26 protein-coding genes are annotated in these 26,035 nt (G+C 34.4%); 7 read left to right on the top strand and 19 right to left on the bottom strand.

Translation table 11 applies throughout. The features are described from left to right. Positions 1 to 15: 15 nt before the first annotated feature. From Q3V31_RS17095 to recQ, 5 genes are all read right to left on the bottom strand, one after another. Complete coding sequence (locus Q3V31_RS17095; RefSeq protein WP_090813535.1) at positions 16 to 2,085, bottom strand: HelD family protein; 2,070 nt, start codon at positions 2,083 to 2,085, stop codon at positions 16 to 18. Positions 2,086 to 2,318: 233 nt separating this feature from the next. Next, a complete protein-coding gene (locus Q3V31_RS17090; RefSeq protein WP_090813536.1) occupies positions 2,319 to 2,606 on the bottom strand; it encodes a hypothetical protein in 288 nt (95 codons plus the stop codon). Positions 2,607 to 3,180: 574 nt separating this feature from the next. After that, the gene (locus tag Q3V31_RS17085; RefSeq protein WP_329765661.1) at positions 3,181 to 3,918 is read right to left on the bottom strand and encodes a class I SAM-dependent methyltransferase; all 738 of its coding nucleotides are present in this window, start codon (positions 3,916 to 3,918) and stop codon (positions 3,181 to 3,183) included. 193 nt (positions 3,919 to 4,111) lie between these two features. Next, positions 4,112 to 4,495: a gamma-glutamylcyclotransferase family protein gene (locus Q3V31_RS17080; RefSeq protein WP_329765660.1), complete on the bottom strand. Its 384-nt coding sequence runs from the start codon at positions 4,493 to 4,495 to the stop codon at positions 4,112 to 4,114. Between the two features lie 25 nt (positions 4,496 to 4,520). Beyond that, positions 4,521 to 6,638 carry a DNA helicase RecQ gene (gene recQ / locus Q3V31_RS17075; protein WP_000494248.1) on the bottom strand — a complete coding sequence of 706 codons (2,118 nt, stop codon included), beginning with the start codon at positions 6,636 to 6,638 and terminating at the stop codon, positions 4,521 to 4,523. 233 nt (positions 6,639 to 6,871) lie between these two features. Between recQ and Q3V31_RS17070 the strand changes: the two genes are divergently transcribed. From Q3V31_RS17070 to Q3V31_RS17055, 4 genes are all read left to right on the top strand, one after another. Continuing rightward, on the top strand, positions 6,872 to 7,033 hold the full coding sequence (locus tag Q3V31_RS17070) for a hypothetical protein (RefSeq protein WP_000842437.1): 162 nt from the start codon (positions 6,872 to 6,874) through the stop codon (positions 7,031 to 7,033). 659 nt (positions 7,034 to 7,692) lie between these two features. Continuing rightward, a complete protein-coding gene (locus Q3V31_RS17065; RefSeq protein WP_000287718.1) occupies positions 7,693 to 8,316 on the top strand; it encodes a hypothetical protein in 624 nt (207 codons plus the stop codon). 128 nt (positions 8,317 to 8,444) lie between these two features. After that, positions 8,445 to 8,801: a hypothetical protein gene (locus Q3V31_RS17060; protein WP_000606238.1), complete on the top strand. Its 357-nt coding sequence runs from the start codon at positions 8,445 to 8,447 to the stop codon at positions 8,799 to 8,801. A 137-nt stretch (positions 8,802 to 8,938) separates the two neighbouring features. Further along, complete coding sequence (locus Q3V31_RS17055; protein WP_090813538.1) at positions 8,939 to 9,391, top strand: hypothetical protein; 453 nt, start codon at positions 8,939 to 8,941, stop codon at positions 9,389 to 9,391. A 53-nt stretch (positions 9,392 to 9,444) separates the two neighbouring features. Here the strand turns inward: Q3V31_RS17055 and Q3V31_RS17050 are convergent, their stop codons facing one another. Continuing rightward, the gene (locus Q3V31_RS17050; protein WP_071734417.1) at positions 9,445 to 9,630 is read right to left on the bottom strand and encodes a hypothetical protein; all 186 of its coding nucleotides are present in this window, start codon (positions 9,628 to 9,630) and stop codon (positions 9,445 to 9,447) included. A 130-nt stretch (positions 9,631 to 9,760) separates the two neighbouring features. After that, positions 9,761 to 10,210, bottom strand: coding sequence for a DUF6884 domain-containing protein (locus Q3V31_RS17045; protein WP_000824889.1), 450 nt, complete (start codon positions 10,208 to 10,210; stop codon positions 9,761 to 9,763). Between the two features lie 317 nt (positions 10,211 to 10,527). Between Q3V31_RS17045 and Q3V31_RS17040 the strand changes: the two genes are divergently transcribed. Further along, positions 10,528 to 10,716, top strand: coding sequence for a DUF4017 family protein (locus Q3V31_RS17040; RefSeq protein WP_000789862.1), 189 nt, complete (start codon positions 10,528 to 10,530; stop codon positions 10,714 to 10,716). Between the two features lie 29 nt (positions 10,717 to 10,745). Here the strand turns inward: Q3V31_RS17040 and Q3V31_RS17035 are convergent, their stop codons facing one another. The 5 genes from Q3V31_RS17035 to Q3V31_RS17015 all read right to left on the bottom strand — a co-directional run bounded on the left by Q3V31_RS17035 (position 10,746) and on the right by Q3V31_RS17015 (position 15,919). Continuing rightward, the gene (locus Q3V31_RS17035; protein WP_329765642.1) at positions 10,746 to 12,401 is read right to left on the bottom strand and encodes a M3 family oligoendopeptidase; all 1,656 of its coding nucleotides are present in this window, start codon (positions 12,399 to 12,401) and stop codon (positions 10,746 to 10,748) included. Between the two features lie 107 nt (positions 12,402 to 12,508). Next, the gene (ppaC, locus tag Q3V31_RS17030; RefSeq protein WP_000416870.1) at positions 12,509 to 13,438 is read right to left on the bottom strand and encodes a manganese-dependent inorganic pyrophosphatase; all 930 of its coding nucleotides are present in this window, start codon (positions 13,436 to 13,438) and stop codon (positions 12,509 to 12,511) included. A gap of 151 nt (positions 13,439 to 13,589) precedes the next feature. Further along, the gene (locus Q3V31_RS17025; RefSeq protein ID WP_000753780.1) at positions 13,590 to 14,255 is read right to left on the bottom strand and encodes a lytic polysaccharide monooxygenase; all 666 of its coding nucleotides are present in this window, start codon (positions 14,253 to 14,255) and stop codon (positions 13,590 to 13,592) included. A gap of 437 nt (positions 14,256 to 14,692) precedes the next feature. After that, complete coding sequence (locus tag Q3V31_RS17020) at positions 14,693 to 15,208, bottom strand: DinB family protein (protein ID WP_071734413.1); 516 nt, start codon at positions 15,206 to 15,208, stop codon at positions 14,693 to 14,695. Between the two features lie 207 nt (positions 15,209 to 15,415). Beyond that, entirely contained in the window at positions 15,416 to 15,919 is a 504-nt protein-coding gene (locus tag Q3V31_RS17015) for a GNAT family N-acetyltransferase (RefSeq protein ID WP_001180588.1), read from the bottom strand. 107 nt (positions 15,920 to 16,026) lie between these two features. Here Q3V31_RS17015 and Q3V31_RS17010 point away from each other — a divergent pair, with 107 nt between their 5' ends. Next, positions 16,027 to 16,323, top strand: coding sequence for a hypothetical protein (locus tag Q3V31_RS17010; protein ID WP_329765641.1), 297 nt, complete (start codon positions 16,027 to 16,029; stop codon positions 16,321 to 16,323). Positions 16,324 to 16,468: 145 nt separating this feature from the next. On the opposite strand, the gene Q3V31_RS17005 is transcribed toward Q3V31_RS17010, so the two are convergent. The 7 genes from Q3V31_RS17005 to Q3V31_RS16975 form a co-directional block, all read right to left on the bottom strand. After that, complete coding sequence (locus tag Q3V31_RS17005; protein WP_329765640.1) at positions 16,469 to 16,834, bottom strand: carboxymuconolactone decarboxylase family protein; 366 nt, start codon at positions 16,832 to 16,834, stop codon at positions 16,469 to 16,471. A 102-nt stretch (positions 16,835 to 16,936) separates the two neighbouring features. After that, positions 16,937 to 18,427 (bottom strand): alanine/glycine:cation symporter family protein, encoded by a 1,491-nt coding sequence (locus Q3V31_RS17000; RefSeq protein WP_329765639.1) that lies wholly within the window; start codon positions 18,425 to 18,427, stop codon positions 16,937 to 16,939. A gap of 157 nt (positions 18,428 to 18,584) precedes the next feature. Continuing rightward, positions 18,585 to 20,069 (bottom strand): aldehyde dehydrogenase family protein, encoded by a 1,485-nt coding sequence (locus Q3V31_RS16995; RefSeq protein ID WP_329765638.1) that lies wholly within the window; start codon positions 20,067 to 20,069, stop codon positions 18,585 to 18,587. 18 nt (positions 20,070 to 20,087) lie between these two features. Beyond that, positions 20,088 to 20,984: a 4-hydroxy-tetrahydrodipicolinate synthase gene (dapA, locus tag Q3V31_RS16990; RefSeq protein ID WP_071734411.1), complete on the bottom strand. Its 897-nt coding sequence runs from the start codon at positions 20,982 to 20,984 to the stop codon at positions 20,088 to 20,090. Positions 20,985 to 21,006: 22 nt separating this feature from the next. After that, entirely contained in the window at positions 21,007 to 21,948 is a 942-nt protein-coding gene (locus tag Q3V31_RS16985) for a proline racemase family protein (protein ID WP_001025557.1), read from the bottom strand. Next, entirely contained in the window at positions 21,945 to 22,982 is a 1,038-nt protein-coding gene (locus tag Q3V31_RS16980) for a proline racemase family protein (protein ID WP_329765637.1), read from the bottom strand. Before Q3V31_RS16980 ends, Q3V31_RS16985 begins: the two co-directional genes overlap by 4 nt. Continuing rightward, positions 22,979 to 24,154, bottom strand: a complete 1,176-nt coding sequence (locus Q3V31_RS16975) for an NAD(P)/FAD-dependent oxidoreductase (protein ID WP_329765636.1) — start codon at positions 24,152 to 24,154, stop codon at positions 22,979 to 22,981. The genes Q3V31_RS16980 and Q3V31_RS16975 overlap by 4 nt, the downstream gene beginning before the upstream one ends. A 181-nt stretch (positions 24,155 to 24,335) precedes the next feature. On the opposite strand from Q3V31_RS16975, the gene Q3V31_RS16970 reads away from it, so the two are divergent. Further along, positions 24,336 to 25,997 carry a sigma-54 interaction domain-containing protein gene (locus Q3V31_RS16970; RefSeq protein ID WP_000144292.1) on the top strand — a complete coding sequence of 554 codons (1,662 nt, stop codon included), beginning with the start codon at positions 24,336 to 24,338 and terminating at the stop codon, positions 25,995 to 25,997. Positions 25,998 to 26,035 lie beyond the last annotated feature (38 nt).

The following is a 26,035-nucleotide window of genomic DNA, read 5'->3' as shown; positions in this document are numbered from 1 at the left end:
ATTTGTTGTATATCCCTATCTCTTAATTAACGGAGATACTTCCCCACTATAGAAAATCCATAAATCATGCAGCGATCTTGTACATCCGACATACAATAATTTCGCATCATGTTTTGTATTTTTGTAATGCTCCTCATCAACGTCGATTAGAAGTACTGCATCAAATTCTAATCCTTTCGCCAAGTATACAGGTACTACCGAAATGCCACCTTCATACTTACTTTGATCTGCTTCAATGAAGTTAACAGTCAACCCTGCATTTGTTAATTTCTCATATATATCACGGCATTCATCATCTGTTCTTCCAATTACCGCAATTGTTTTCACATCTTCATTTTGTAAATGCTGTACTGTCTGTAAAACTTCAGTAAATTGGTCCTCTGCCCGAATTACTTTCACGTCTTCACCGCTACGGAAAACTGGTGTAGCAAGTCCTACAGGAATTTCTGCATTTCTTATTATTTCATTCGCAAATTCAATAATTTCTTTTGTAGAACGATAACTTCTCGTCAGTTCATAATAACCTGTTTCTTGGAATACTTCCTTAAAAGCATTCCAATCTTCAATTCCTTGATAATCATAAATCGCTTGAGATAAATCACCTAATATAGTGAAAGAATTACCTAGTGTAATTTCTTTTAATACATATACTTGGAATGGCGAGAAATCCTGCGCTTCATCAATAACGACGTGATGGAACTTTTGTCCAATTTCAATTCCTGTTATGCGATGATGTATGTAAATTAAAGCTGGTAAGTCTTCTACATACACTTCCTTTTTACGACAATTCTTTTCTGTTTCTTGAACAAGTTCTTCAGGTAATACTTCGAGTATTTCTTTACTCTTTATCATTGAATTATATAGTGAAAGCGGGCTCATTTTCGGCCAAAAATTCATATATGTGTTCAATCTCTTTGTCGCTTCTTTTTTTAGTAATTTTTTCTCGTTTGTTTCTCCAAACTTTTTAAGCTCAATTTCAATCCAGCGCTTCATACGGCCGACTAAACGTTCTCTTCTTTTCTTTAATGGATAGTGTTTATATTCAACCTGCATCCATTTTTTAACGTCTTCCACTGGAATAACAGCTTTATCCCATGCCTCAAAATCTTTTGTTGGCATTAAATCTTTTTCAAATTGAATCATTCTTTCTTCAATAAACGACTTAAATTCCAGCGTGCCTTTCAATTTACCTAGCATAACCTTTTTTTCATCGCGATTAATTGAGAAAGCTTCTTTTAATTTTTCTTCTGTCTGCTTCAGTTTCACTGAACCCTCTAGCAGACGCAATGCCCAATCTGGAAACGTTGTTTGACTAATATTTCCTACCCCTAACTCAGGAAGTACACTTGAAATATAGTCTAAAAACAAACTGTTTGGAGCGAATACGATCATTCTCTCCGCTTCAAGTTGTTCCCGATATTCATAAATTAAAAAAGCAAGGCGATGTAAAGCGATCGTTGTTTTTCCGCTCCCTGCAACCCCTTGAATTAATAATGGTAAGTTTCTTTCCGCACGAATAATATCATTTTGCTCCGATTGTATAGTCGAAACGATATCTTTTAATTTATTATCTTTATTCTCACCTAATCGATATAGAAGAAAATCATCAGCATGCGAGACATCTTCATTTCCTTTTACATATGTATCAACAACACGTTCTAGTTCTCTCTTTCGAATCGAAATGTTTCGTTTTAAATAAACATCGCCTTCTACTAATCCGTCTGGTGAATGATAAAATGCCAGTTCATCACCACCGGTAAATGAATAAAACATACTCGCGACAGGTGCTCGCCAATCAATTACAATTGGTTTCATCGTATCTTTATCTGAAACACCTACTTTACCGATGTAAATCGGCATTACATCTTCCTTGCCATCCTCCTGAAAATCTAATCTTCCAAAGTACGGCTCATGTACACCAATACGTAAATTTTGTCTATTAGATTCCCTCATACTTTCAAGAATTTGCTCTTTAAAATCTTCTCCATAATAAACCGGGATTTTTTCAAGCTGTTCTAATTGATCATCCATCGTACTTAAAGTATCTTTCATTTTTTGTAACTCTTCTTCAAAAATGTTGTTCATTTGATGATTCCCTCCTGTCCGTTCCAATTTTTTCAGTCGAGATACAATTGTAATAAAAATCCATTCATAAAGTCAATAGTTTGATTGAGAATTTTCCAAATTAAAGAAAAACACGAAAAATATGCCTCTTTATCTAAGCTTTTGAAGTATCTTTAAAACAAAATTTTCTCTCTCTTTATTTTTTTCATTTCATAAATTGCTTACAAAAGGAACTGTATGTGAAAATAATCATTCTAGTTATCCGAATCATTCCACTGACGACTTATTTCTAGGCCATAATCCATATCGTACACTTCTTTTATAGCTTTAACTTTTTCAAGACTTTCATCGCTAAACACAGGTTTATTTTCGAAAGAATGTAGAACGATTCTTTCAAGAAGAACGCCCAGCGAAATATCATGATATTCTGCCATCGCTTTCAAAACTTTTACCATTCTTTTTTCCATCCTAATACCAGTTTGCACACGTTCAACTTTAATTTTTGTTTTTTTTTCATTTATTTGTTCATTATTTTGTTTCATAGATTCACACCCTTAATGCAAAAATGTTATTTTATTACCTTGATAACAATGTATCATTATAACACTGATGTATATTTTGTCAATTGTGTCATTTTATTATTGGTTAATCATTATAGATTCTCACCTTATTACTATTATCAAGATAATGTAATTTGCATCCATATAACGAAAAAAACGCTATTCTTTTTATAAAAATACACAAAAAGGATGGCGTTTTTAATATAAATTTATCGATTTCAAATGAACTAGTATTAGTTTTTAAGGACATACAATGATATATGCCGCCTAATAATTTGAAGTGATTAGTTAGAAAGATTTGATTCGTTTAACAAACTAGTGAATATATTTCACAAAAACTAGTATACCTTTGTGTTTTATTTAGCCAAAACATAGCTCATTCTTCATTAACCCAACCTTTCAGTCTTTTAGAAGCTAACAAAGATATTTATATGAGTATAGAAGCACTCAATCAACAATGCATACCAATTATTTACTTTATTAGATTCTATAAATTTAAAATTCCCTTCACATAAATTTAACTTAATGTGTATGAGGGAGAAGCAAAATCTATTCTTTATTTCTTTTTTACTTTTATACGATACGATAAGCACTCATGTAAAGAAGCTTGCTCTTTATATCGCGATTTCTCAAAATCAAATGCGCCACCCGGGAAAATTGCTACAATATTTAAATTTACTTCATCACATAAATCACTAATCTCTTCAACTGTATAGCAACGTAAAGACTGTGTTACAATCTCATTAGGCTGATTAGGATTCCACCAATGATCTAACATTCTTTCATTTATACTATCATATTCATATTTTCTCATAGCTGAACTTAATGGCATTTCTTGTCCACTTACCTTTTTCCAATACAAAGGTTGATAAATATCAATAAGTGCACATCCATCTTCCTTCATCCAATCTTTAATCCGTTTTAGTAGAAACAATTGCTCATCATCTGTTCCTACACCAAATCCATCTAAATAACTAACCACATCAAATTTTTCTTCAAAGTTAATTTGATAAAAATCTCCACAATGAATGGCAATATCACTACTAGAATGTTCTTTTGCAAAAGAAACCAGCTCTGATACAAGTTCAACAGTTGTCATTCTCACATGTAACTTAGACATCGCTCTAGCAAATCCACCATTCCCTGCACCAAGTTCTAACATCGTTTGAAACGGATATCCAACTTGTTCTTGCACCTCTTTAGCAACCTGCTCTAGCCAGTTTTCCGTATTTATATCATAATTCGACAATTCAAATTGTTTTTTGTGAAATTCTTTCACATTTAACTCGTTCATTATTATTCTCCTCCTGCAATAGATTTTTCTACTACAGGTGAGAAACTAAATTTCTAATACCCATGAAAAATCCCCCTTATTATTTCCCTACATTTATAATTTATCATAATAATAAAAATTTTAAAAATACAAATTCAAAAAGCAGATAATGGATTATTCCACTATCTGCTTTTACATCATTCTATAGCTTCTTTTATTTTCCTTTTTGATACTCCAGCCAATCACCAGAAATGATAACTTTCTTTAACATTTCACTATCTTGAGCAACATACACATATGCATGTATTTCTCTATCCCCAAAATAAATAGTTTGAGTGATCCTGTCATATAAATCACTCTCTGCATTACCTGTATATTCTTCGAGTTCATCTAATTTTTGCAAAACCTCATCATCTACTTCGTAAACTTCCCCATATACCTTTTCCCTGTTTGAACAAATCATTGCAGGATACCCTTCACCTGTATCAAATAATTCACCATACGTCCATGCTGCGTCTGCGATGCATGTTGCACCTTGCATATAATGAGCATTCGTTTGCTCTTTTCTTAACGTGCCATACACAAAAACATGATACATATATTCCTATCCCCTTTATATGTCTCTACTTTCTTATTTGTAAATAAGCACGAATCATAAAGTAACTCACTTCATCTGGAAGCTGTTCTTTAATAGATTTCAAACCGCCTTCTGCATTTTGTACGGCAGTTTCAATTAGAGCTTCATACTCTGCTGGAACAAAGCTGTTCCAGTCTACTTCCATACCATCTTCAAAGCAACGGATTAAATGATTTTCAATCGTTTGTCTCGATAACCCACGTTCCTTTGCAACCTCATTTAAATCAATACCTTGTTTATACATTTCATATGTTTCTAAATGAGAATTTGCTGAAGCTTTCCCTGACTTTTTACGCTCTGAAACAACTTCCGTCTTAATTGTTTCAGCATAGTTTGGGTTTTCCTCAATAAAGTGCTGCACTGCTTGTAAGAAGTGAGAACCGTACTTCACAAGTTTGTGCTCTCCAATTCCTTTTACAGTTAGGAGTTCAGAGTCACTTTGCGGCATTTTCGCACACATATCTTTTAACGTTTGATCAGAGAAAATAACGAACGGAGGCACGCCTTCTCCTTGTGCAATTTCTTTACGCACTTCACGAAGCACTTCAAATAAAGGATGGTCTTGAACAATTTGTCGTGTTTCTACTCGTTCTTTACGTAAAACGTTCTCTTTACCAAGTAGTACTTCTTTACCTTTTTCCGTTACTTTTAATGTCGGATATGTACCATGTTCAACTGCGATCAACTCGTCTGAAATTAAAAACTCAATAAACTCACTGACTTCTTTCACACTACGATTTGATAAAAGTCCGTACGTTGGCAAAGTATGAAAATTAAATTCAATAACTTTCTTATTTTTCGATCCCGTTAATACTTGTGCAATCATTTGTTTCCCAAATCGTTGGTTCGTCCTAATCATACAAGATAGTACCATTTGTGATTCTCTCGTCACATCGATACTTTCACGATCGTCCGTACAATTACCACAGCGTCCACAATCTTCCCCCGGCTCTTCTCCGAAGTATTGCAAAATAAATGATTGTAAACATTGTTCTGTATGACAGTAATCGGTCATATTTTGCAATTTTTCAAGTTCGTTTGAAAAACGTGATTCTCCAGTTGATTGATCGATTAAAAAGCGTTGTACTTGCACATCTTGAGAAGAATATAACAAAATACATTCACTATCTAATCCGTCACGACCAGCACGTCCTGCTTCTTGATAGTAACTTTCCATGTTTTTAGGAAGTTGATAATGGATTACGTAACGAATATTCGATTTATCAATCCCCATTCCGAACGCGGATGTCGCTACCATAACACTGATTTCATCTCGTAAAAAGAGTTCTTGTTGTTCATTTCGATCGTGATCGCTCATACCAGCATGATATTTCGATACCGAAACTCCTGCTTTCCCTAAATCTTCATATAACTGATCGACTACTTTTCTTGTAGCTGCATAAATAATCCCAGATTCCTTCTGATTTTGACGAATATAATCTGCTAAATACGCATTACGATCCTGTCCCTTAATTACTGAAAACGATAAGTTCTCGCGCTCGAACGTTGTCATAATTGTATTTTCTTGATTAATTTCAAGCGTACTACAAATATCATCACGCACTTGTGGTGTTGCTGTTGCTGTTAACGCTAAAACGAGCGGTTTTTCTGGAAGATAATCTAATATACGATGTATATGTAAATAACTCGGGCGGAAATCATGTCCCCACTGCGAAATACAGTGCGCCTCATCAATTGCAATCATCGGGATTTTCATATCGATAAGTTGATCAACAAACTCCATAGAATCAAGTCGCTCAGGCGCCACATAAAGCAACTTATAATGTCCTTGTTTCGCCAATTGAATTCGTTGATTCGCTTCTGCAATAGAAATAGAACTATTAATATATGTAGCGGAAATACCATTTTGTATTAATGTGTCTACTTGATCTTTCATAAGTGAAATCAAAGGTGATATTACTAATGTCGTTCCTTCGAATACTAGTGCGGGAATTTGATAACAAATTGACTTACCACCGCCCGTAGGCATAATACAAACCGTATCCTTTCCATCTAATACATTTTTAATTGTTTCATCTTGTCCTCTTCGGAATGACGAATAACCGAAATAAGACGCTAAAAGTTCTTGAGCTTTTGTAAACAAAAAAGAGTCACCTGCTTTTCTTTATCTTTCATCTATTCCCATTATATCATCAAACTGATTCTCGCCACTTTGAATTTTATAAGTATTTGAGTTCTATTTGCTTCCTACGTTTTCCAACATAAAATAAACAAATCTAGTACACAAGAAGAAAGAATCTCAAAATAAATATTCATTTAATTTACCTTCCTAGAATACTACTAATCGTATACATATGAATTTGAGGAGGTTAAATTATGAAGAGTCGTTACAATAGTTCCATCGAATCTAAAGAGTCAAATAAACAACTCCAATTCTCTAATAATGATGCGTGGAAATATGAATCATTTTATAAGTATCAGCCGTTATTTTCTTATAAAAAACTATTTAATTTCCTTTCTCAACTTTTTAGGCGTTAATACATGTGCCAAATATATATCATTCAAACAAATTTTCTCAACATTAAACTTATAGACTTACTACAATACAGTTGTTATCATATATAATAATCTGTTAGATAACCCCCTTATGTTGACCTGCTTAAATTAGCAGGTCTTTTTACACTTGCATATCACGATATATCGTAACCTGATTAAAAAGTCTTTTCTCCACAAATGATTATAATTCCCAAAAGCAAAATATAAATCCTTTACATTCAAACAAGTAATTCATTTTTTCTCAATACACAAAGTAAATTTCATTTGTTACTATGAAGATACTCCAGATGAGTTTTTGCTCATCTACATTATCTAGTTAATGGGGCCTGCCGCGGGAAGCAGGTCCCTTTGACTTTATTAAAGTCCCATTTTCATTTGGACACATTTACCAGGTTTTTTTAAAAGAATTTTGTGATAATATTACGTAGTCGAGTCCGACATCTCGGCAATACCCTTTTGAGGCTCTGCAACTTCCCTTGCAGAGCCTCTTTTACTTTATATTCAATTTATTCATATATACCACAACATTATTCATTGAATTTCTCCATTTCAAATTCCCTGAAAATAATCTAGGACACGTAACTAAAAATAAATCTTTATCATACTTTGAGTTATACATGTTCAAAGGAGTGTTACTATTTATGTATTCTTATTGGCAATCGTATTACTCCCCCTATCATAATCCTTATGTAAACTATGATTTATCCGTACGTAACTACCGAATTAGTAAAAACGAGAATTTTTTAAAAGGGTTTATGCGTTCTTTATGGGAACAACACGTCGCTTGGACGAGATTAGCTATTATAAGTATTGTATTTAATTTACCAGATGTTAATGTTACTGTTGGACGGCTTCTACAAAACGCAACACATATGGGACTATCACTTGAGCCCTTCTATGGCGAGAATGCAGTAAAGAAATATAGTGCATTAATTAAAGATCATTTAGTAATTGCAGCCGATCTTGTGAAAGCCGCAAAAGCTGGTGATCAAAATGCAGCTGCCGCTATAGAAAAGAAATGGTACGCTAATGGTGATGAAATTACTGAATTTCTTAACAGTATCAACCCATATATAGATAAAGAAGAATTCAGAAAAATGTTTTATGAACATTTAGCACTAACGAAAGCAGAAGCACTTGCCTTCCTAAATAAAGATTATGAAGCAGGAGTAAAACTTTACGATAAAATTGAAAAAGAAGCATTAGAAATGGCCGACATGATAACAAATGCAATCGTAAAACAATTTCCTCAAGTATTTCAATAATAAACCGATTTGTCTTCAAATCGGTTTATTATTGTTTCTATCTAGTTTACATTTTAAACCTCTCCTCTTTACATTTAGCTTATATCGATATATTTTATTAATATCCGTTTTTTATAGGAGGAAATAGTTTGATTAACGCAATTGGTCTCGTATTTATTCTCACAAATAAGCACGAGAAAAAGAAAAAAGTTTATCTGAATGAAAAATTCGCATTAATAGACATTATTGATTCTAAAGAAGTAATTGATGATGAAGGTAACTCATTAGTAGAACTAACATGTAAATACAGTATATATTTAGATGAAAAATACTACTGTAAATCTCTCGATGATTATACTGGACAAGTATTCCCCTTCTTAAGCGCTAAAATAGGAAAGGGACTTCTTAGAAACTTAAATTATTACTTTTCTTACGTTGATGCCTATGATAAAAAACCACCTGTTAAAGAAATAAGACCTCTAATGAAACAAGTAACTAACAGATAGCGGACAGTATTCAAAAAGAAAGCACCTAACTTCAGATGCTTTCTTTTTTTGAATCAGTAACTCGCTAACTTTCATCTCCTTCTAAATATATGTACCCAAGCATACTTTAAAATAAAAACATTGGAGGATTAGGCTGAATGAAATATTCAGAATCAATCGTAAGTATACGGCTTCGAAAAATTAGAACAGTTGGTGTATTTTTTATACTATTTTTAATCGCGTGGCTTGGATATACAAAATTCTTTTATGGAAATGGTTTTCTTTTAGAAAAGAAAAATTCAGTTGAAGTAATGAATACTAGCGTTACTGGAGAAATAGAAAAGAATTTCCATGTAAACTTACAAGGCTTTCGCAAAACGAACCTTGATACACTTATAGATGCTAGTAAAACTGATCCGAGTGAATTATCATTAATCGAAATTATTAACACATCTTGTTCTAAAGAGTGCACAAGTGAACCTTCAACTTACGTTAAATCCAACCACGGATATATCTTTTATACAGAATCTAATGGTACGAATATAGCTCTAAAAATTAAAAAGCAAGATTCATGGGAAATCGAAAAGAAATCTGTTCAAAATGGAATTTAAAAGGTTCATACAAAAAAAGAGTACTTTACTTCAAAGTACTCTTTCAAAGAAAATTACCACTTACGACATTTATCATCATCGTCGTCACGTTTACGATTGCGACGGCAATCATCACAATCACAGTCACGTTTACGATTGCAACGACAATCATCACAATCTCTGCGTCTACATCTTCCAAACATTAAATCATCCCAAAATCTATTACAATCTCTGCGTCTACAACCACAATTATTACACATGAATATGATTCCCCCCTAATATAAAATAGAATTCATCATATTCTATGTTTAAAAGGGTAAAAAGGCTTGTTTAATAGTCTATTTAAAGTGTATAAATGTGATGTAATTTGAATCAAGTACTAATTCATGCCTATATTTCCTGCTGCCCTTCCACAGCCCCCTTCAATCTCTGCAACATATACCCAATGCCTTTACACCCTTCTAATGGATATGTAATGATTTCTTCTGGATATAGCTTCGTCACAACTTTTTTATGCTTCTTCCCTGCAAGCAATACTATTTCATCAAATTGAAGTAAGCCTTTTTCAATCATCTGTTGTTTTAATTGTTCAATGCTAATAATCTCATCACTCTTTGAATCAAATGCAAGATCATAATTTTCCTGTACAATATCATTTGGCCTTAAAAATCCATGCTTCGCTGATAATATAACCCAATTCTCGAAAAACATAGTTCCATACGCCTGACATGCTTTTCCGAATGGACTAATATATACATTTTTTGCCTCTGCCTCTCCATACTCTGGGTACTTATCCCAAATTTTCTTCTTTCCGCATGGAATTATGCATAACCTTTTCATCGTTATTTCTTACCTCGCTTCTATCTTTCTTATGAAATATCAATTTTCCAGTACATTTTTTTACAGAATACTATATACTAATCTTGAAAGATTAAATTACATTATCTTCTATATTTGGTTTAATTTATTTTAGAGCAGTCTATTAAGCATATATTATTACATAAACATACCGTACTAAAGTCACTTTCATACAGCATGCATACACCCCATCCTTTAGTGAGTTTGTGAAGATTTTGTAAAATTAAATACAATAAATCTTCTAACCGCTATTCAATAGTAAAATATACAAATATATTATAAAAAGGAGGTGAATACGTATGAAAAATATACTCCCAGCATTATTAGCTTATATTATCGTTTGTATCATCGCGATTATCATTCCAGCATCTGACGGCTATAATACTGTAGGTTGGAAATTCTTTGTTGGGCAAGCGTACGCAATACCTATTTTCATTATCGCTGCTATTATCACATTTTATATAAATAAGAAAAAGTCTTATGAATAAAAGTTTTTAAGGATAGCTAAAGGCTATCCTTATTTTAATTCGTTAATCAGATCCAGAATAGCGCTAGCAGTATTTTCTATCCTTTCTTCCGAAAAGTCAAACTTAACACCTGTATTTCCGTATATTTCCTGTATAGATAAATTCCAATCTGAACTCGCTCCCACTTTAAAGAAAGCAATCGCTTTTTCTGGATCTTCCCGATAAATTTGAAGCAATTGCATTGCTCCTATTTGTGCAATTGCATATTCAATTTTATAAAAAGGAAACTGAAAATAGTGAAATGACTCTAACCAGCTTGCACCGATTTCATACTCTAATCCTGCAATATCGACTGGTGAATATTGATACCTTTTACATAGCTCAACATATTTCTTATCACGCTCTTCTGGCGTATGGTTTGGATTTGTATAGATCCAGTGTTGGAATACATCTCCTGAAACTGACGACATTAATAAAGACATCGTACGGAACAATTGTACTTGCTGCACTTCCTTATACTCATCCTCTTGCTTATAAAAAACATTAAGCTTATCCATTAATAGTAGCTCAAGACTAAGGGAATAAAGTTCAGCCACCTCTTCACGAAGATATCTTTCCTGCATGCTACTTTCATTGTTAAATTGTTTATAAAAATGTAATGCATGCCCTATTTCATGTATTAGTGCATTAATTGCATAAAATGAAGGACTAAAATTAGAATACACAAAAACATCTTTACTATGAGGTAAGGTAAAACAAGCAGCTCCTGGCGCTTTATTTTCTCGTTCTTCTACGTCAATTAATCCCGCTTTCCTTATATGAGTAAATTCTCCATGAAAGCACGAATCTGTCTTCCGTAACATTTCTTCAACCCCATCCAATAAATCAACGGTATTTTGAAATGGGGCTTTTGGTAAATTACAAGGCGTTAGATCCCAAGGGCGATACGTTTTTACACCGAGATTCTTTTTAGAAAGACTTCCTAACTGTTTCCAAATTGGTACAACATACTTTTCTATAGATTCATGAAGTTTATAACACTCTTCAATACTATAATCTCTATTTTTTTGTTTAAAAGCATATTCACTATAATTATTAAATCCTGCATGTAAAGCTATCTCATTCCGCAATTGTACGAGTTCATTCATAATACAATCTATTTCTATTTTTACTGCACTTCTTGCTTCGCATAAAGCATACCATGCCTTTTCTCGAATATTTCTATTTGGGTTATCTAGCTGTGCTTTTACGTATGCATACGTCTTTTGTTCACCTTCCCAATGAATAGCTATGTTAGACATTATTTCTCTATACTTCGTTATAAGCTCTTGCTCTTTAATGGAAAGAGCAATGTTCTTTTCATTAAACATTTTACTTTTCACCAATCTTGCTTTTTTCATAAATCCATATTTCTGCTCATCTAATAAATCGACAAACGGACAATCTTTAAATTTCTGGTCAAATTTTGCATTGTATCTTTTTAAAAGTGGTTGAATTGTATTTTGATTATACATATGTAAATCACGTAAATTACTATCGTCTGCATCTCTATATGTGGCAATTAAACTATTAGTTAACTCCTCTTCTATTTTAGCGTTTAAACACTGTTCATCCAAAAGCCAACTCTCTAATTCTAAAACAGAAGTAATATTCCGCTCGAAAAGTGCCTGTAATTTACTTTTCAATGTTTCCAAATCAATAAACATACACAATCCCCCTGTTTTTAATTTCAATTTTCTGTTTTTTAGAGATAGAAAAAGACAAGCAGCCAATATGACTACTTGTCCTTCCTGTTTATCCGTACACAATAATATTAAGCTTGGAATGTTTCTGTTAATACTGGCACGATTTGTTTTTTACGAGATACAACACCTTTTAAAGTAGCAGTGTTGTTTTCTAGAGATACGTTGTATGCTTTCTCAACAACGTTTGCTGCTTTACCGATCGCAAGACCAACAGAATCGTTAATTAAGATATCAGTTACAACGAATAAGAATAGGTCTAAACCTTTTTCTTCTACTACTGCAGAGATAACTTTTTCAAGTTCCGCTTGGTGTACAAGAACGTCGTTTGTATCAACAGCGTTTACTTGCGCGATTTCAACTTTCGCGTTACCCATTTGGAATTCTTTAGCGTCAAGAGAGATTAATTGCTCCATTGTTTTTCCGCTTAAGTCAGCACCAGCTTTTAACATTTCTAAGCCGTAGCTATCTGCATCTACACCAGCGATTTCCGCTAATTCACGAGCTGCTGCTACGTCTTGCTCTGTGCAAGTTGGAGATTTGAATAGTAAAGAATCTGAAATGATTGCAGATAACATTAAACCAGCAACTTCTTTACGAATTGTAACGCCATTTTCTTTGTACATTTTGTTTAAGATTGTAGCTGTACATCCAACTGGCTCACAACGGTAGTAAATAGGATCGCTTGTTTCAAAATTAGCAATACGGTGATGGTCGATAACTTCTAACACACGAACAGATTCGATATCGTTAGCACTTTGTTGACGCTCGTTATGGTCAACTAAAATAACGTTGTCCACTTCGCTTGCAACTGTCTCAACAAAACGCGGTCCTTCTACTTTAAAATAGTCTAACGCAAATTGAGTTTCACCGCTGATTTCGCCTAAACGTACAGGCTCAGCATTCATTCCTAATTCTTTTTTCAATTCTGCATAAGCAATTGCAGAACAAATTGCATCTGTATCTGGGTTTTTATGCCCGAAAACTAGTACTTTTTCCATGTTTTCCACCTCTTCATGAAAAGGATATCTTAAAGAAGCAAATATGACAATATTTAAAGCCGAATTTTTTATAAATAATTGTACTTTCTTCTATATTTTTCATAAAAAAGATCATCGAAAATGAATTAGATGATCAAAATGTATATTTAATTTAAAATAGTGTAGGAACTTGCACTACAGTGTTAAACGCAAAATTAGAATTTAAACCATTATTCACAAGGTTCACATCAATAACTTGATAAAACGCATTTCCAGTGTCCGCAATCTCCCAAACAGCTAAAATAAGATGGTAGCCACTACGGTCAGTTGGTACATTTGTTTCATGCGTTACTGTTGTCCCCGGTCTAACTCCGCCATCATTTTTCACATAGAACGGCATTAAATCTAAACTAGACCTTGTTAAAGGCATATTTGGATTCCAATCCTTCTTTGTAATGTAGTATTTCCATTCTTTCGTACTATGAGGAGCGGTTAGTTTCCACTTGAATGTATTCATCCCACCGTTTAACGTAACTTTCTTCCACCTATCAACTGCTTGAACGTCTAAAGCAGGAAAATGGCCAGCTCCTGCGATTTGTCCATCAGAAGGTCCTAATTGCGGAAAACCCCCTATTCCTTCTACACTTTGTGGTTCATATTGAACTGGACCGCAATTTACATTTACCCCTTGCTTACATAAAAAAGATCGGCTCGCTGGTGATTCTACATACCCGTGAGCTGAAGCCTTTTCTGAAAATCCAAATGTTAATAATCCCGTAAGTAATATCCCACCACTCAACATAACCTTTTTCATCTTTTGTAAACTTGTCTTTTTCATTCTTTCATCCCCTTCCCAAAAATGAAACGAAAATAACTATAGTTGCCTAGTCATCTTCTCTACAACCATTATAAGTGGAAGGGCATTACTAAAATAACCCTCTAAAAACTTTCTCAAATTCTTTTAGCTACAAAAATATCAATTCTTCACGCATTTTAATTACCAGTTATCAAATCTATTATTTATTTTGTCGTTTTACTGTTAAATACTTATAACACCGTCTGAAAATACAAGCGGCGTTAAAGTAGTTAATAATTACTTACAATTATATATCACAGTGTAGCTTTGAAAAAAGTTTGATTACATTAACTCTTTAAACCTAGATAAAATAATACAAAGAAAAAGTGTGTTTTGAAAAAGATTGATCTAAACACGCTTTAAATATACTCAATTAAACCATTCGTTTATAAATAAATTACGAAATTGGCAAAGGCATTCTAATTATCGAATAGCCCTCTTCCTCTCAGATTTGCGGAAACAGGCTCCTTTCCTATTTCACGTGCCCATATAGATAACTGACCGATATGGTGGATTTCATGGACAATGACATGACGTATTATCTCTCCGTGTGTACATTCAATGACTCGGCGCCTGATTGGGGCGTCTCTAGAGCTAATCGGTTCTTCATTGAAATCAGTTTCTGAAAGTTTCCGAGAATCCATTTCATTTGTCCAAGCTGTCACAAATGGCTTCACTTTCTCGTGGTATTGATCCGAAAGATTTTTCACTTTTTGCAAGCTAGCATAATCTTCAAACAATGGCTCCTCAGGCACTGGTTCACCTCGCAAACCTAAGATCCACATATATTCCACATCTACAATATGAAATAGGGTATGTAGGATGCTACCAAATCCACCAACCCGTTTCTTTAATAGTTCTTCAGCCGACATATCTTCGCACAATGTAAACCAATCATCACGAACTTGCCAGTTATATTGAAACAGTTTCAACATCACAACAACCTCCATTTTTTAGATTAACATTTTAATATTCACCAAATAACTTCAAAATCAAAATCTAAAAAAACTGTTAAACCTCTCTACAGACTGGCCCTTTAAATTAAACATTCCAGATGAAGGTAAAGGGTCAAAAGAAAAACACTATTATACAGGGGTATATCAAACATTGTTTGAAACTATCCTTCTTTTCAAATAAAAAAACTAAATCATTTTATAATAAATTACCGTTGCATCCAACTCACCATTTGGAGAAATTGCATATTCCGGTATTTTTCCAACTTCTCGATAGTCTAATGATTTGTACAATTTATTCGAAGGGTCTCCTTCTCTAGTATCTAACACTAAAAGAGACCTGTTTTCTTGCTTTGCTCGTTCCTCTGCTTTTTTCATTAGTGAACGTCCGATGCCATTCCGTCTAAAGTTTGGGTGAGTCATTAACTTACAAATTTCGGCCCTATGGGTCCCGTTAGGCTTTGTAACTAGATGTAATTGAACACTTCCTGCCACTTCATTGTTTATTTTAGCAACATATAATATCACTTCTGGCGCTAATACGGTTTGCCAATAATTTATGGCTTCTTGTTGTTCCAGTGGAGGTAAGAAACCAATTGACGCCCCATCATCTACTACTGTTTTCAAAAGTTTAGAAAGCTCTTCCATATCATTTTCTAATTGCTGAATTTCTTCAATTACTAAGTTTTGCATTACTAATTCCCCTTTTGTGTCATTGTACCAAGTTTTATAGAAGGAATAACAGATTACTAAAAGGAAATATATATTTAGATAGAACATACTTTTAGAATGTATGAATGATGGAGGGGTTAACCATTAGCAAAATTGGATTTGACTTAATAAATCACAAGGACGACTTTGATCTTGGATATGAAGATATAGAGGCGATATCTAAGAAATGTAAATTCTCTAACTGCTCTCATACAAATGAACCACATTGCGCAATTAAAAAAGCTATGTCAAATGGAATTCTTACAGAAGAAATAATGAATTGTTATTATCGAGATAAGTATGAATTCGAATATGTATGTAAACAAAAGAACAAAACAAAAGCTATTGATTATATGAAACAATTAAAACTTTTTAGAAAATCTTAAAACTAAATAAAGGGTTGTGGTTTCACATTCCCACTAATTTAAAAACCTTACTTTATTACATTACATACCAGATAATTTTTATACTCAAATTTAATCTCACGTAAAAGAACGTTTTAAACATAAAGTTTAAAACGTTCTTTTATATTCAATGCTTTTGATTTTGCAGTTCACTTATACACTCTTGTACTAAAGTTACCGCTTGACTCATTGCAGCTCCACCAGCAAATGCTGCTGATACACCACACGCTTCCAGAATTTCTTTATCTGAACACCCTTGATCAAGACAGCCTTTTGTATGATAAACGGTACAATATTCATCTTGCGTTGCTAGACTAATTCCTAATGCGATAAGCTGTTTTTCCCTTTTTGTTAAAGCGCCCTCTTGAAAACAAGCTTGCGTGAATGCATTATATGTTTCTGCAATTTCAGGAATTTGGTTTGTAAAACTACCGATACCTTCTTTATAATGATGTAGAACGTCATTTACTGAACTATGTTGTTCGTGTTCCATCTTATTCTTACCCCCATTCTAATTATGTGTACCTATTGTAGTATGTGATGAAAAGAAGGCAATATACCTCATTAAAAAGAATGAATATTCAGTTTATTGTAGCTAAAATTTCAGACTATCATCCACTACTGATTGTTCCTTATAGTTTTTCCTTTCAATTTCTTTACTTCTTTCTTCCCAAAATGTTAAACCTTCAATTCCCACATTTTTAGGATCAAACACTGGATCTTTTCCTTCTTTTTTCTGTGCTTCATAATCTTTTAACACTTTTAATGCAATTTTACTTAATAGTAGAATCGCGATTAAGTTTAACCATGCCATACTACCAATTCCTAAATCTCCAAGGTTCCATAATAGCGACGCTGATTCTACACTACCGATGTAAACCATAATTAAAAATCCAATTTTCAAAACTGGTTTTAACCAGCTATGTTTAAGCTCACGATCTAAATAAGTGAGTGTCGTTTCAGCGATATAGTAATACGCGAGTAAAGTTGTAAATGCGAAGAAGAAGATTGCGATTGAAATAAATATTGGACCAAATCCTGTCATAACAGTTTCAACTGCTTGTTGTGTATAGATTGGACCTGCATCTACATTCCCTATATTCTTTACAATAGCGCTTTTCCCTTCAGGTATTACATTATACATACCTGTTATTAAAATCATAAGCGCTGTCGCTGTACATACAACAATTGTATCGATATATACAGAAAACGCTTGAACTAACCCTTGTTTTGCAGGATGCGATACTTCAGCAGCAGCGGAACTATACGTCGCTTCTCCAACACCAGCAACATTTGAAAACACAGCTCGCTTTACGCCCCATGCAATAGCTGCACCAACGATGCCGCCAAACATTTCATTTACACCAAAAGCACTAGAGAAAATTAAAGCAAACATACTTGGAATTTCTGTTACATTCGCAACTAATACGATACATGTAACAATTACATAACCAATTGCCATAAATGGAACTAGCATTTGCGAAACGCCCGCAATTCTCTTTACGCCGCCAAAAATGATCGCTGCTAATAATACGACTAATAATATACCAGTTATATATTTGTTAATACCATTAGAGTTTTCAAATCCAACTGCGATACTACTAGATTGAATGCCTGGTAATAAAACACCATATGAAAGTGTTACAACGACCGCTACAATGACTGCAAACCATTTCATTTTTAAGCCTTTTTCAATGAAATATGGTGTACCACCGCGGTATTCATTCCCTACTTTACTTTTATACACTTGAGATAATGTTGATTCAACAAAAGCACTAGCTGCCCCTAACAAAGCCATTACCCACATCCAAAATACAGCTCCAGGTCCGCCAAAAGCGATAGCTGTCGCTACTCCTGCGATATTACCTATTCCAACCCTACCTGATAAGGCTAAACAAAACGCTTGAAAGGATGATATTCCCGTCTCCGAGCTCTTCCCTTCAAATAATAGTTTAATCATCTCTTTAAAATAACGAATTTGTAAAAAACGAGTGGCAATTGTAAAATACACCCCTGCTCCTAATGCGAAAACAACTAAACCAATACTCCATACTTGCCCTACTAACCATTCTACTAACTGCTCCATCCAAATCCCCCTTATCATTCTTTTGAAAAAGCAATTCTATATATAAGAAAACGGACAACCTTTTTCATACCTTCCAGTTGTCCGCATCTCTTACTATATTTCATGATTTTATTATCCCGCTATTTGCTGGCAGTAAAACTCCTCACTGAATAGCGTTTCACTTTATATTTACCCAAACACTTTTCACTTCTGTATAATTATCAAGCGCATATGAACCTAACTCACGTCCAATACCTGATTGTTTATATCCACCAAATGGTGCAGCTGCATTTTCTAAGTTATAATCATTAATCCACACTGTTCCTGCCTTTAATTTATTGGCAACTTGGTGTCCCGTTTTAATATTTTGTGTCCATACGCCCGCAGCGAGTCCGTATGAAGAGCGATTTGCTCTTTCGATTACCTCTTCTGTTGAATCAAATGGAAGTACTACGACAACTGGTCCAAAAATTTCTTCTTTTACAATTGTCATATCATCAGTAACATTTGTGAATACCGTTGGCTGTACAAAATAACCTTTTTCAAATGCACGTTCACCGCCAGCTGCAACAGTAGCGCCTTCACCTCTTCCTTGTGCAATGTAATGCAGCACACGCTCTTGTTGTTTTTTAGATACGAGTGGACCCATTTCTGTATCTGTTTCCATCCCGGCTCCAAGTTTAATATTATTTGCTCTTTTTACAAGCTCTTCTACTACAGTTTCATAATGCTTCCGATGAACGAATACACGGGATCCTGCACTACAATTTTGACCATGATTATACATAATGCCTTGGAATGCACCGTTAATCGCTTCGTCTAAATCAGCGTCTTCTAAAATGATATTTGGTGACTTACCACCAAGTTCTAACGTTACATGTTTAATTGTTTCTGCAGATTGACGCATAATATATTTCCCTGTAACTGTTGAACCTGTGAAAGCTACTTTATCAATATCATGATGATTTACAATTGCAGCACCTGCTTCAGGGCCGAAACCTGGTACAAAATTTACAACACCGTTTGGAAAACCAGCTTCTTTAAAAAGCTTCGCTGTATATAGTAAAGATAAAGGTGTTTGCTCTGCTGGTTTTAATACAATCGTACAACCTGTCGCGAGTGCAGCACCCATTTTCCAGGAAGACATAACGAGCGGAAAATTCCACGGAATAATTTGACCTACAACGCCAACTGGTTCATGGCGTGTGTAATTTAAATAATCTTTTGAAATTGGAATGGTTTGCCCAATAATTTTTGTAGCCCATCCCGCGTAATAGCGGTAATTTTCTATAGTCGCTGAAATATCATCATCAAGTGCTACTTGATATGGTTTTCCATTATCTAAAGCTTCTAGCTGTGCTAATTCTTCTCTATGCTCTTCAATTAAATCTGCTAATTTATAAATAAGATGTGCTCTTTCAGCAGTAGTCATCTCTGCCCACGGGCCTGATTCAAAAGCAAATCTTGCCGCTTTTACTGCGATATCAACATCTTCTTCTTGTGCTTCACATACGACCGCTAGAACGTCTTCTGTCGCTGGATTGTATGTTTCAAATGTCTTCCCACTAATAGAAGGAACAAATTCGCCATTAATAAACATTTTAATTTCTTCATTTAAAAACGCTTTCACTTTTGGTTTCAGCTTAATGTTTGTCGTTAACATATATACTCTCCTCCTTATTTAAACAGCTGCATGAGCTGCAATTTCTGATAAAATCGTTTGAAGCTTTTGATCTTCTTCTTCAGTTAATCCGAGTCTCGGATAACGTGAAGGTCCCCCGACTTGCCCATGTAATTCCATTGAGCGTTTAACGATTTGTACATATTTCCCTGACCCTTCAAGGAACTCGCAAAGAGGTAAAATAGCATCATTTATTTCCCATGCTTTTTCTAATTCACCATTTTGAAAATGCTCATACATTTTCGTAACGAGACCTGGAACGATATTTCCTGCTACTGAAACCCATCCCGAGGCACCAACTAAATAAGATTCCATAACTAAATCTTCAGATCCGCAGAAGACTTGAAAAGCACCTTCACCTTGTCTTACTAAATCTCTCGCTTTTCGAATATCTCCGCTAGATTCTTTAATATGTGTAACATTTTCACACTCTTTTCCAATACGGAGCATTAGCTCTGCGCTCATATCAACACCAGAAGTAAATGGGTTATTGTATAGCATAATTGGTATATTTACAGCGTTTGAGATTTCTTTAAAATGAAAATAAATCTCCTCTTCCTTCGGTTTACAATAGTAAGAGTTTATAATTAATGCACAATCCGCTCCGTGCGCTTCTGCATGTTTCGTATATTCAATCGTTTCTTTCGTCGTTTCTGCTGCAGTTCCAACAATGACTGGAATACGGCCATCAACTTCTTTTAATACTGTTTCTACCATGTTAAATCGTTCTTCTTTTGATAAACTAACAAATTCTCCCGTACTCCCATTAATAATAATTCCAGCTACTTTTTTCTCAATAAAGTAGTTTACGTTTTGCTTTACACCTTTCCAATCAACCTCTTGAAACTCATCCATTGGTGTTATTAATACTGGAAATGCCCCTTTAATATTTTGCATCTTTATCTCTCCCTTTAACATATTATTTTAATAAGAAACCTGTTGGAAACGGATCTGTAGGATCTAATATAAATGTTTGCATACCTGTAATAAACCCTCTACTTTCAAATCGAAAAATGTATCCGAGTTCTTCTTTCTTCACTTTTTCTACTGTTATAAAGCTATTAAAAATACTTTCATTTTTAAAAGATTTATCCGCTATATATTCATTTTTAAATAAAGCATGAACATAAGACACAATAGTAGAAACAAAACCTGGTGAACGCACTATAAAGTTATCTTCATGAAATGTAATCGACTTTATATGGTTCTTTTCTTTTTGCATAGAATCTACTAAAATAAGTCTTTTTATTAATGACTGTTTTTGTATAGTTTGAAGTGTAGCTTCACCCCATTTTTTTAATTTAGAGATGTTTTCAATACTGATTTCTGGCGAATACGTATCCTTTTCTACAACTGCATATACTTTATCTGCCTGTATGAGAGAGTAATTTAAATTACCAACCTTTAAATTTTTCTCAATCATATAACATAGTTTGCTTTCAAACGAAACAGATACAACTTCATCATTCTCTACATATGCATCCACTGAAAATATGCCAGATAGCGTTTCGATTTTGTATTGATTTGACGCTCTCTTTTTTAAATACCCGCTTTCTAGTAACATCGTTATTACTGCGACAATGCCTCCGTAATGAAGAGGAATGGATCCTTCATGATTAAAAAACAATACAGCTGCATCCACTTCATTATGAATAGAAGGAACGACAATACATCCATTTAAACCGATGAAACCACGTGGTTCATTTAATAAAAGCTTCATTTCTTCTGCTAATTCACCTGAAAATTGTTCATTTAATTGCTCCAAACTGTAGTAGTATTTACATGGTACGTCTTTCATTACACGAAATGCCTCGCCATTTACGTGTACGTCTACTGCTGTATACATTTTTTGAATGTTCATTTTACATCCTCCGTTTCATGTTCCATCGGCGGAATTAGCAAAAAGCCTTCTTTAAGTGGATCCTTTTCATTGTAAAAAAATCTATGCATACCCATAAGCCAAGCTGATCCCGTAATTTTCGTGACTACAGCTTCAATATTTTCTACATATGTTGTATTCATAACACACCCTTTAAATAAAGAACCTACAATACTCTCATGAACAAATTCTTCATCGATATCAATTTTTTTATGAGCGTATAATACAGCTAACTTCGCTGATGTTCCTGTGCCACATGGAGATCGATCAATTCCTCCTGGCGGAACAACAACTGTATTTTTCACATGCGCACTTTCATGAGTAGGATCTGTATAAAATTCAACATGTGTTAATCCTCTTATAAACGAAGACTCTGGATGAATGATTTCAAACTTCTCATTAATTGTATTTCTAATATGAATCGCCTTATCAATGATTGTAGATGCGTTTTCTGGTACTAACTCTAAACCTACTGACTTCGCATCGATAATGGCATAAAAATTCCCTCCATACGCAATATCCGCCTCTACAGTTCCAATTTCTTCGACGTGTACAGAAATATTTTTCAGTAAAAAAGCCGGTATGTTACAGAAGGAGACTTCTTTCGCTTTCCCATCTTGAACAGAAATATCCACTTCAACTAAGCCAGCTGGCGTATCTAGCTTTAAAGAAGTAACCGGTTCAATTACTGGAATTAAACCTGATTCAACTAAAGCTGTACATACACCGATTGTATCGTGGCCACACATCGGTAAATATCCACCTGTCTCTATGTATATAACACCTATATCAGCTTCAGGATGACACGGATCTGTTAATAGTGCTCCTGACATTACATCATGACCACGTGGCTCATTCATTAACAATTTGCGAATCCAGTCATACTCCTTTTTCATATGTAACATCTTCTCTGCCATCGTCTCTCCAATTAACTTAGGAAGTCCGCTAATTAATGTCCTCGTAGGATTCCCGCCCGTATGTGTATCAATCGTCGTAAAGACTCTTTGTGACCTCATCCGTTTAACACCCTTTCTGTAAAACGACTCAAACGAAGTGGTTCAATAGGAATGATTGTTTCTTTTTCATTTAATAACTCCTCAATCACTTTCCCAGTAACTGCCGCAAGACTAATTCCATCACCTTCATGTCCTGCTGCTATAAAGTAGTTCGGAATATGTTCCACACGTGAAATGATCGGCAAATGATCTTCTGTCCAAGGGCGTAATCCAGCATATGAACGAATCACCATCATATCTGCCATTTTCGGATAAAAACGAATTGCTCTATTTGCAATACATTTAATGACCTCGTTATTTATCCTCGTATGAAACCCTACAAACTCTCTACTACTACCAATTAAAAAATTTTGGCTTTCTGTCGGTTCAAATACAAGAGCTACCCCATATTTCTCAGTTAAAGCATCCACTTTTCGTTTTCCGCCAAATTTAGAAATCAAATAACCAAATTCCATTACTTTACGGCAGCCAACGTGTTGTTGCCTGGAAGCTACAATAATATGCCCCTTTCTCGGTTCAATTGGGATATTTACATCTAACATTTGCCCGATTTTAGGAGCCCACACACCGGCTGCGTTCACCACTTGCTTCGCAGTAAACGTCCCATTTGTCGTTTCTACAATAAAGGAACCGTCTATATCTCTTTTCATTTCTTTTACTTCTGTATGATTAAAAGCTTTCGTACCAAATTTCTTCGATTCTGCAAGAAGTGAAAAAGCAAGAAGATATGGATTTACAGTCGAATCGGTTGCGCATTCTAAACCACCTAATAAATCATCCGCAAAAAATGGCGATTCTTCTCTTATATCTTGCCGATCAAGCATTCGAAACGGTAAACCAGCTTCTTTTTGACGATTCACCCATTGCTGCGCTGCCTCCATCTCTTCGTCTGATTCACAAACGAGAATACTTCCTGGCGCCCTATATTCAAATGAGTGCTCCAATTCTTCACTTAATTCTGTTACTAATTTTTGACTTACTAATGACATTTGACTATCAAACCCAGGGTCTTTATCAATAGCCAAAATGTTACCATCACACCGTGAAGACGTCCCATTAACAAATTCTCCTTTTTCAATGATTGTTACGTCTCTTCCGTATTTTGATGTGTAATACGCGATAGAACAGCCTATAATACCACCGCCTATTATTAAAACGTCACAGTGTCTCACATAGCCCCCCCCTTTCTCCTAAATCTCTCACTTTCTATTTATGCAATTGGTGTGCCAACTCTACATGCAGAACTATTTATATGAAATAATTTTTATTTGTAAAAATATTTTAAATTTATCATAAATAGGTGTATTATTTTTTTATCACTGTCAAAATTTTTATACATATCAGGAGGACATTATGACATTTTCATTTCCAACAATAAAAGAGTTTATAAAAATTTTATCAATCGATCGTACAAGTATGTTTAAGCGCATGAAACAGGTAGGTGACAAATTTTATTACATCCATTCATCTACTGAAGAATGGAGTTGTGCAGTTATATATGAAAATGACTCTTTCAATGCTTTAATCGAAGCCTTTTCTAGCTATTCAGCGGTCGTTATTATAAACGAAACTCAAGAACCTATATGCTGTATAACTGCTCAGCAAATGATTCCGTTTCTTTATAAGTATTACAATGAACTACAAGCTTTTTATAATACTGTTATTCAAACAACTGATTCCTCTGTTACAGTCATCGATGATAAAGAATGCGTTCGCACTTGGACGGATGGCGCCGAAAAAATTTTTTCAGTCAACCATAATGAAATTATCGGGCAACCAATCACTCGATTTTTTGATTATAAAGATTTAGAAATTTTACAATCATTACATGACGGAAAAAGCATAATCGCTCAGTTCCATCAGCCTCGGCCGGACTTGTTCGTATTAATTAATTCAAATCCCGTTTATTGTAACGATGAAATTATAGGAGCAGTCGTTTCAGAAACAGATGTGACAAATCAAGTTGTATTGAATGAAAAACTATTTAATATGTCACATGAAATGCACCGATTAGAGCAAGAAGTAGCAAAATATAAAGATACATCTGATCCTTTCCAGGCGATGAATGGAAAAAGCCCTGTTATACAAAGAACGATTCAATTAGCTAGAAAGGTTTGTTCGGTAAAATCAACGGTTTTAATACTTGGTGAAAGCGGTGTTGGAAAAGAAGTATTTGCGAAAGCAATTCATGAAGCAAGTGAGACAGCAAATGCCCCTTTCATTTCGATCAACTGCGGTGCAATCCCAGAAGCGTTATTTGAAAGTGAACTATTCGGTTACGAGCGCGGGGCGTTTTCTGGTGCAAATAGTAAAGGTAAGAAAGGGAAAATTGAGCTCGCGCAAGGCGGTACTTTATTCCTTGATGAAATAGGCGAAATGCCTCTCGATATGCAAGTGAAACTTTTGCGTGTACTGCAAGAACGAAAGTATTACCGAGTTGGTGGAGAAAAAGAAATAAATATTGATTTCCGCATTATCGCTGCTACAAATCGTGATTTACAAGAAGAAATGAAAAAAGGAACTTTCCGAGAAGATTTATACTATCGCTTAAATGTAGTTAGCTTGCTTATTCCGCCACTACGCGAAAGACGAGAGGATATTATCGAATTAACATACTCATTCTTAAACGATTTTTCAATAAACTATAACAGACCAATTCGAGACTTACCTTCAAATATTATGCATGAACTACTTCATTACAATTGGCCTGGTAATATTCGCGAGCTCCGAAACGTAGTTGAACGACTCGTCGTATTTGCGACAGACGGCATTATTAAACAAGAATATTTACCATTTCATACAAATGAAACTTTAGACAATCATACAGCTCAATCCCTATTACTCAGCAACAATAATACGATTCTTTCTTTACAAGAAGAAATGGATGAGCACGAGAAGAAGGTAATTGAAAGAGCTTTACGCATTTTAGATGGTAATAAATTAGAATGTGCGAAACAACTTGGCGTAACGAGGGCCACTTTATATAACCGTTTAAAAAGGCTGGGGTTACAATAAAGTGAAACTTTAATCAGTGGAGGTTTTGTTCATCCCCA

The organism is Bacillus nitratireducens, from assembly GCF_036320425.1.
Classification (GTDB): domain Bacteria; phylum Bacillota; class Bacilli; order Bacillales; family Bacillaceae_G; genus Bacillus_A; species Bacillus_A nitratireducens.
This window is presented reverse-complemented; position numbering and strand designations above follow the sequence as displayed.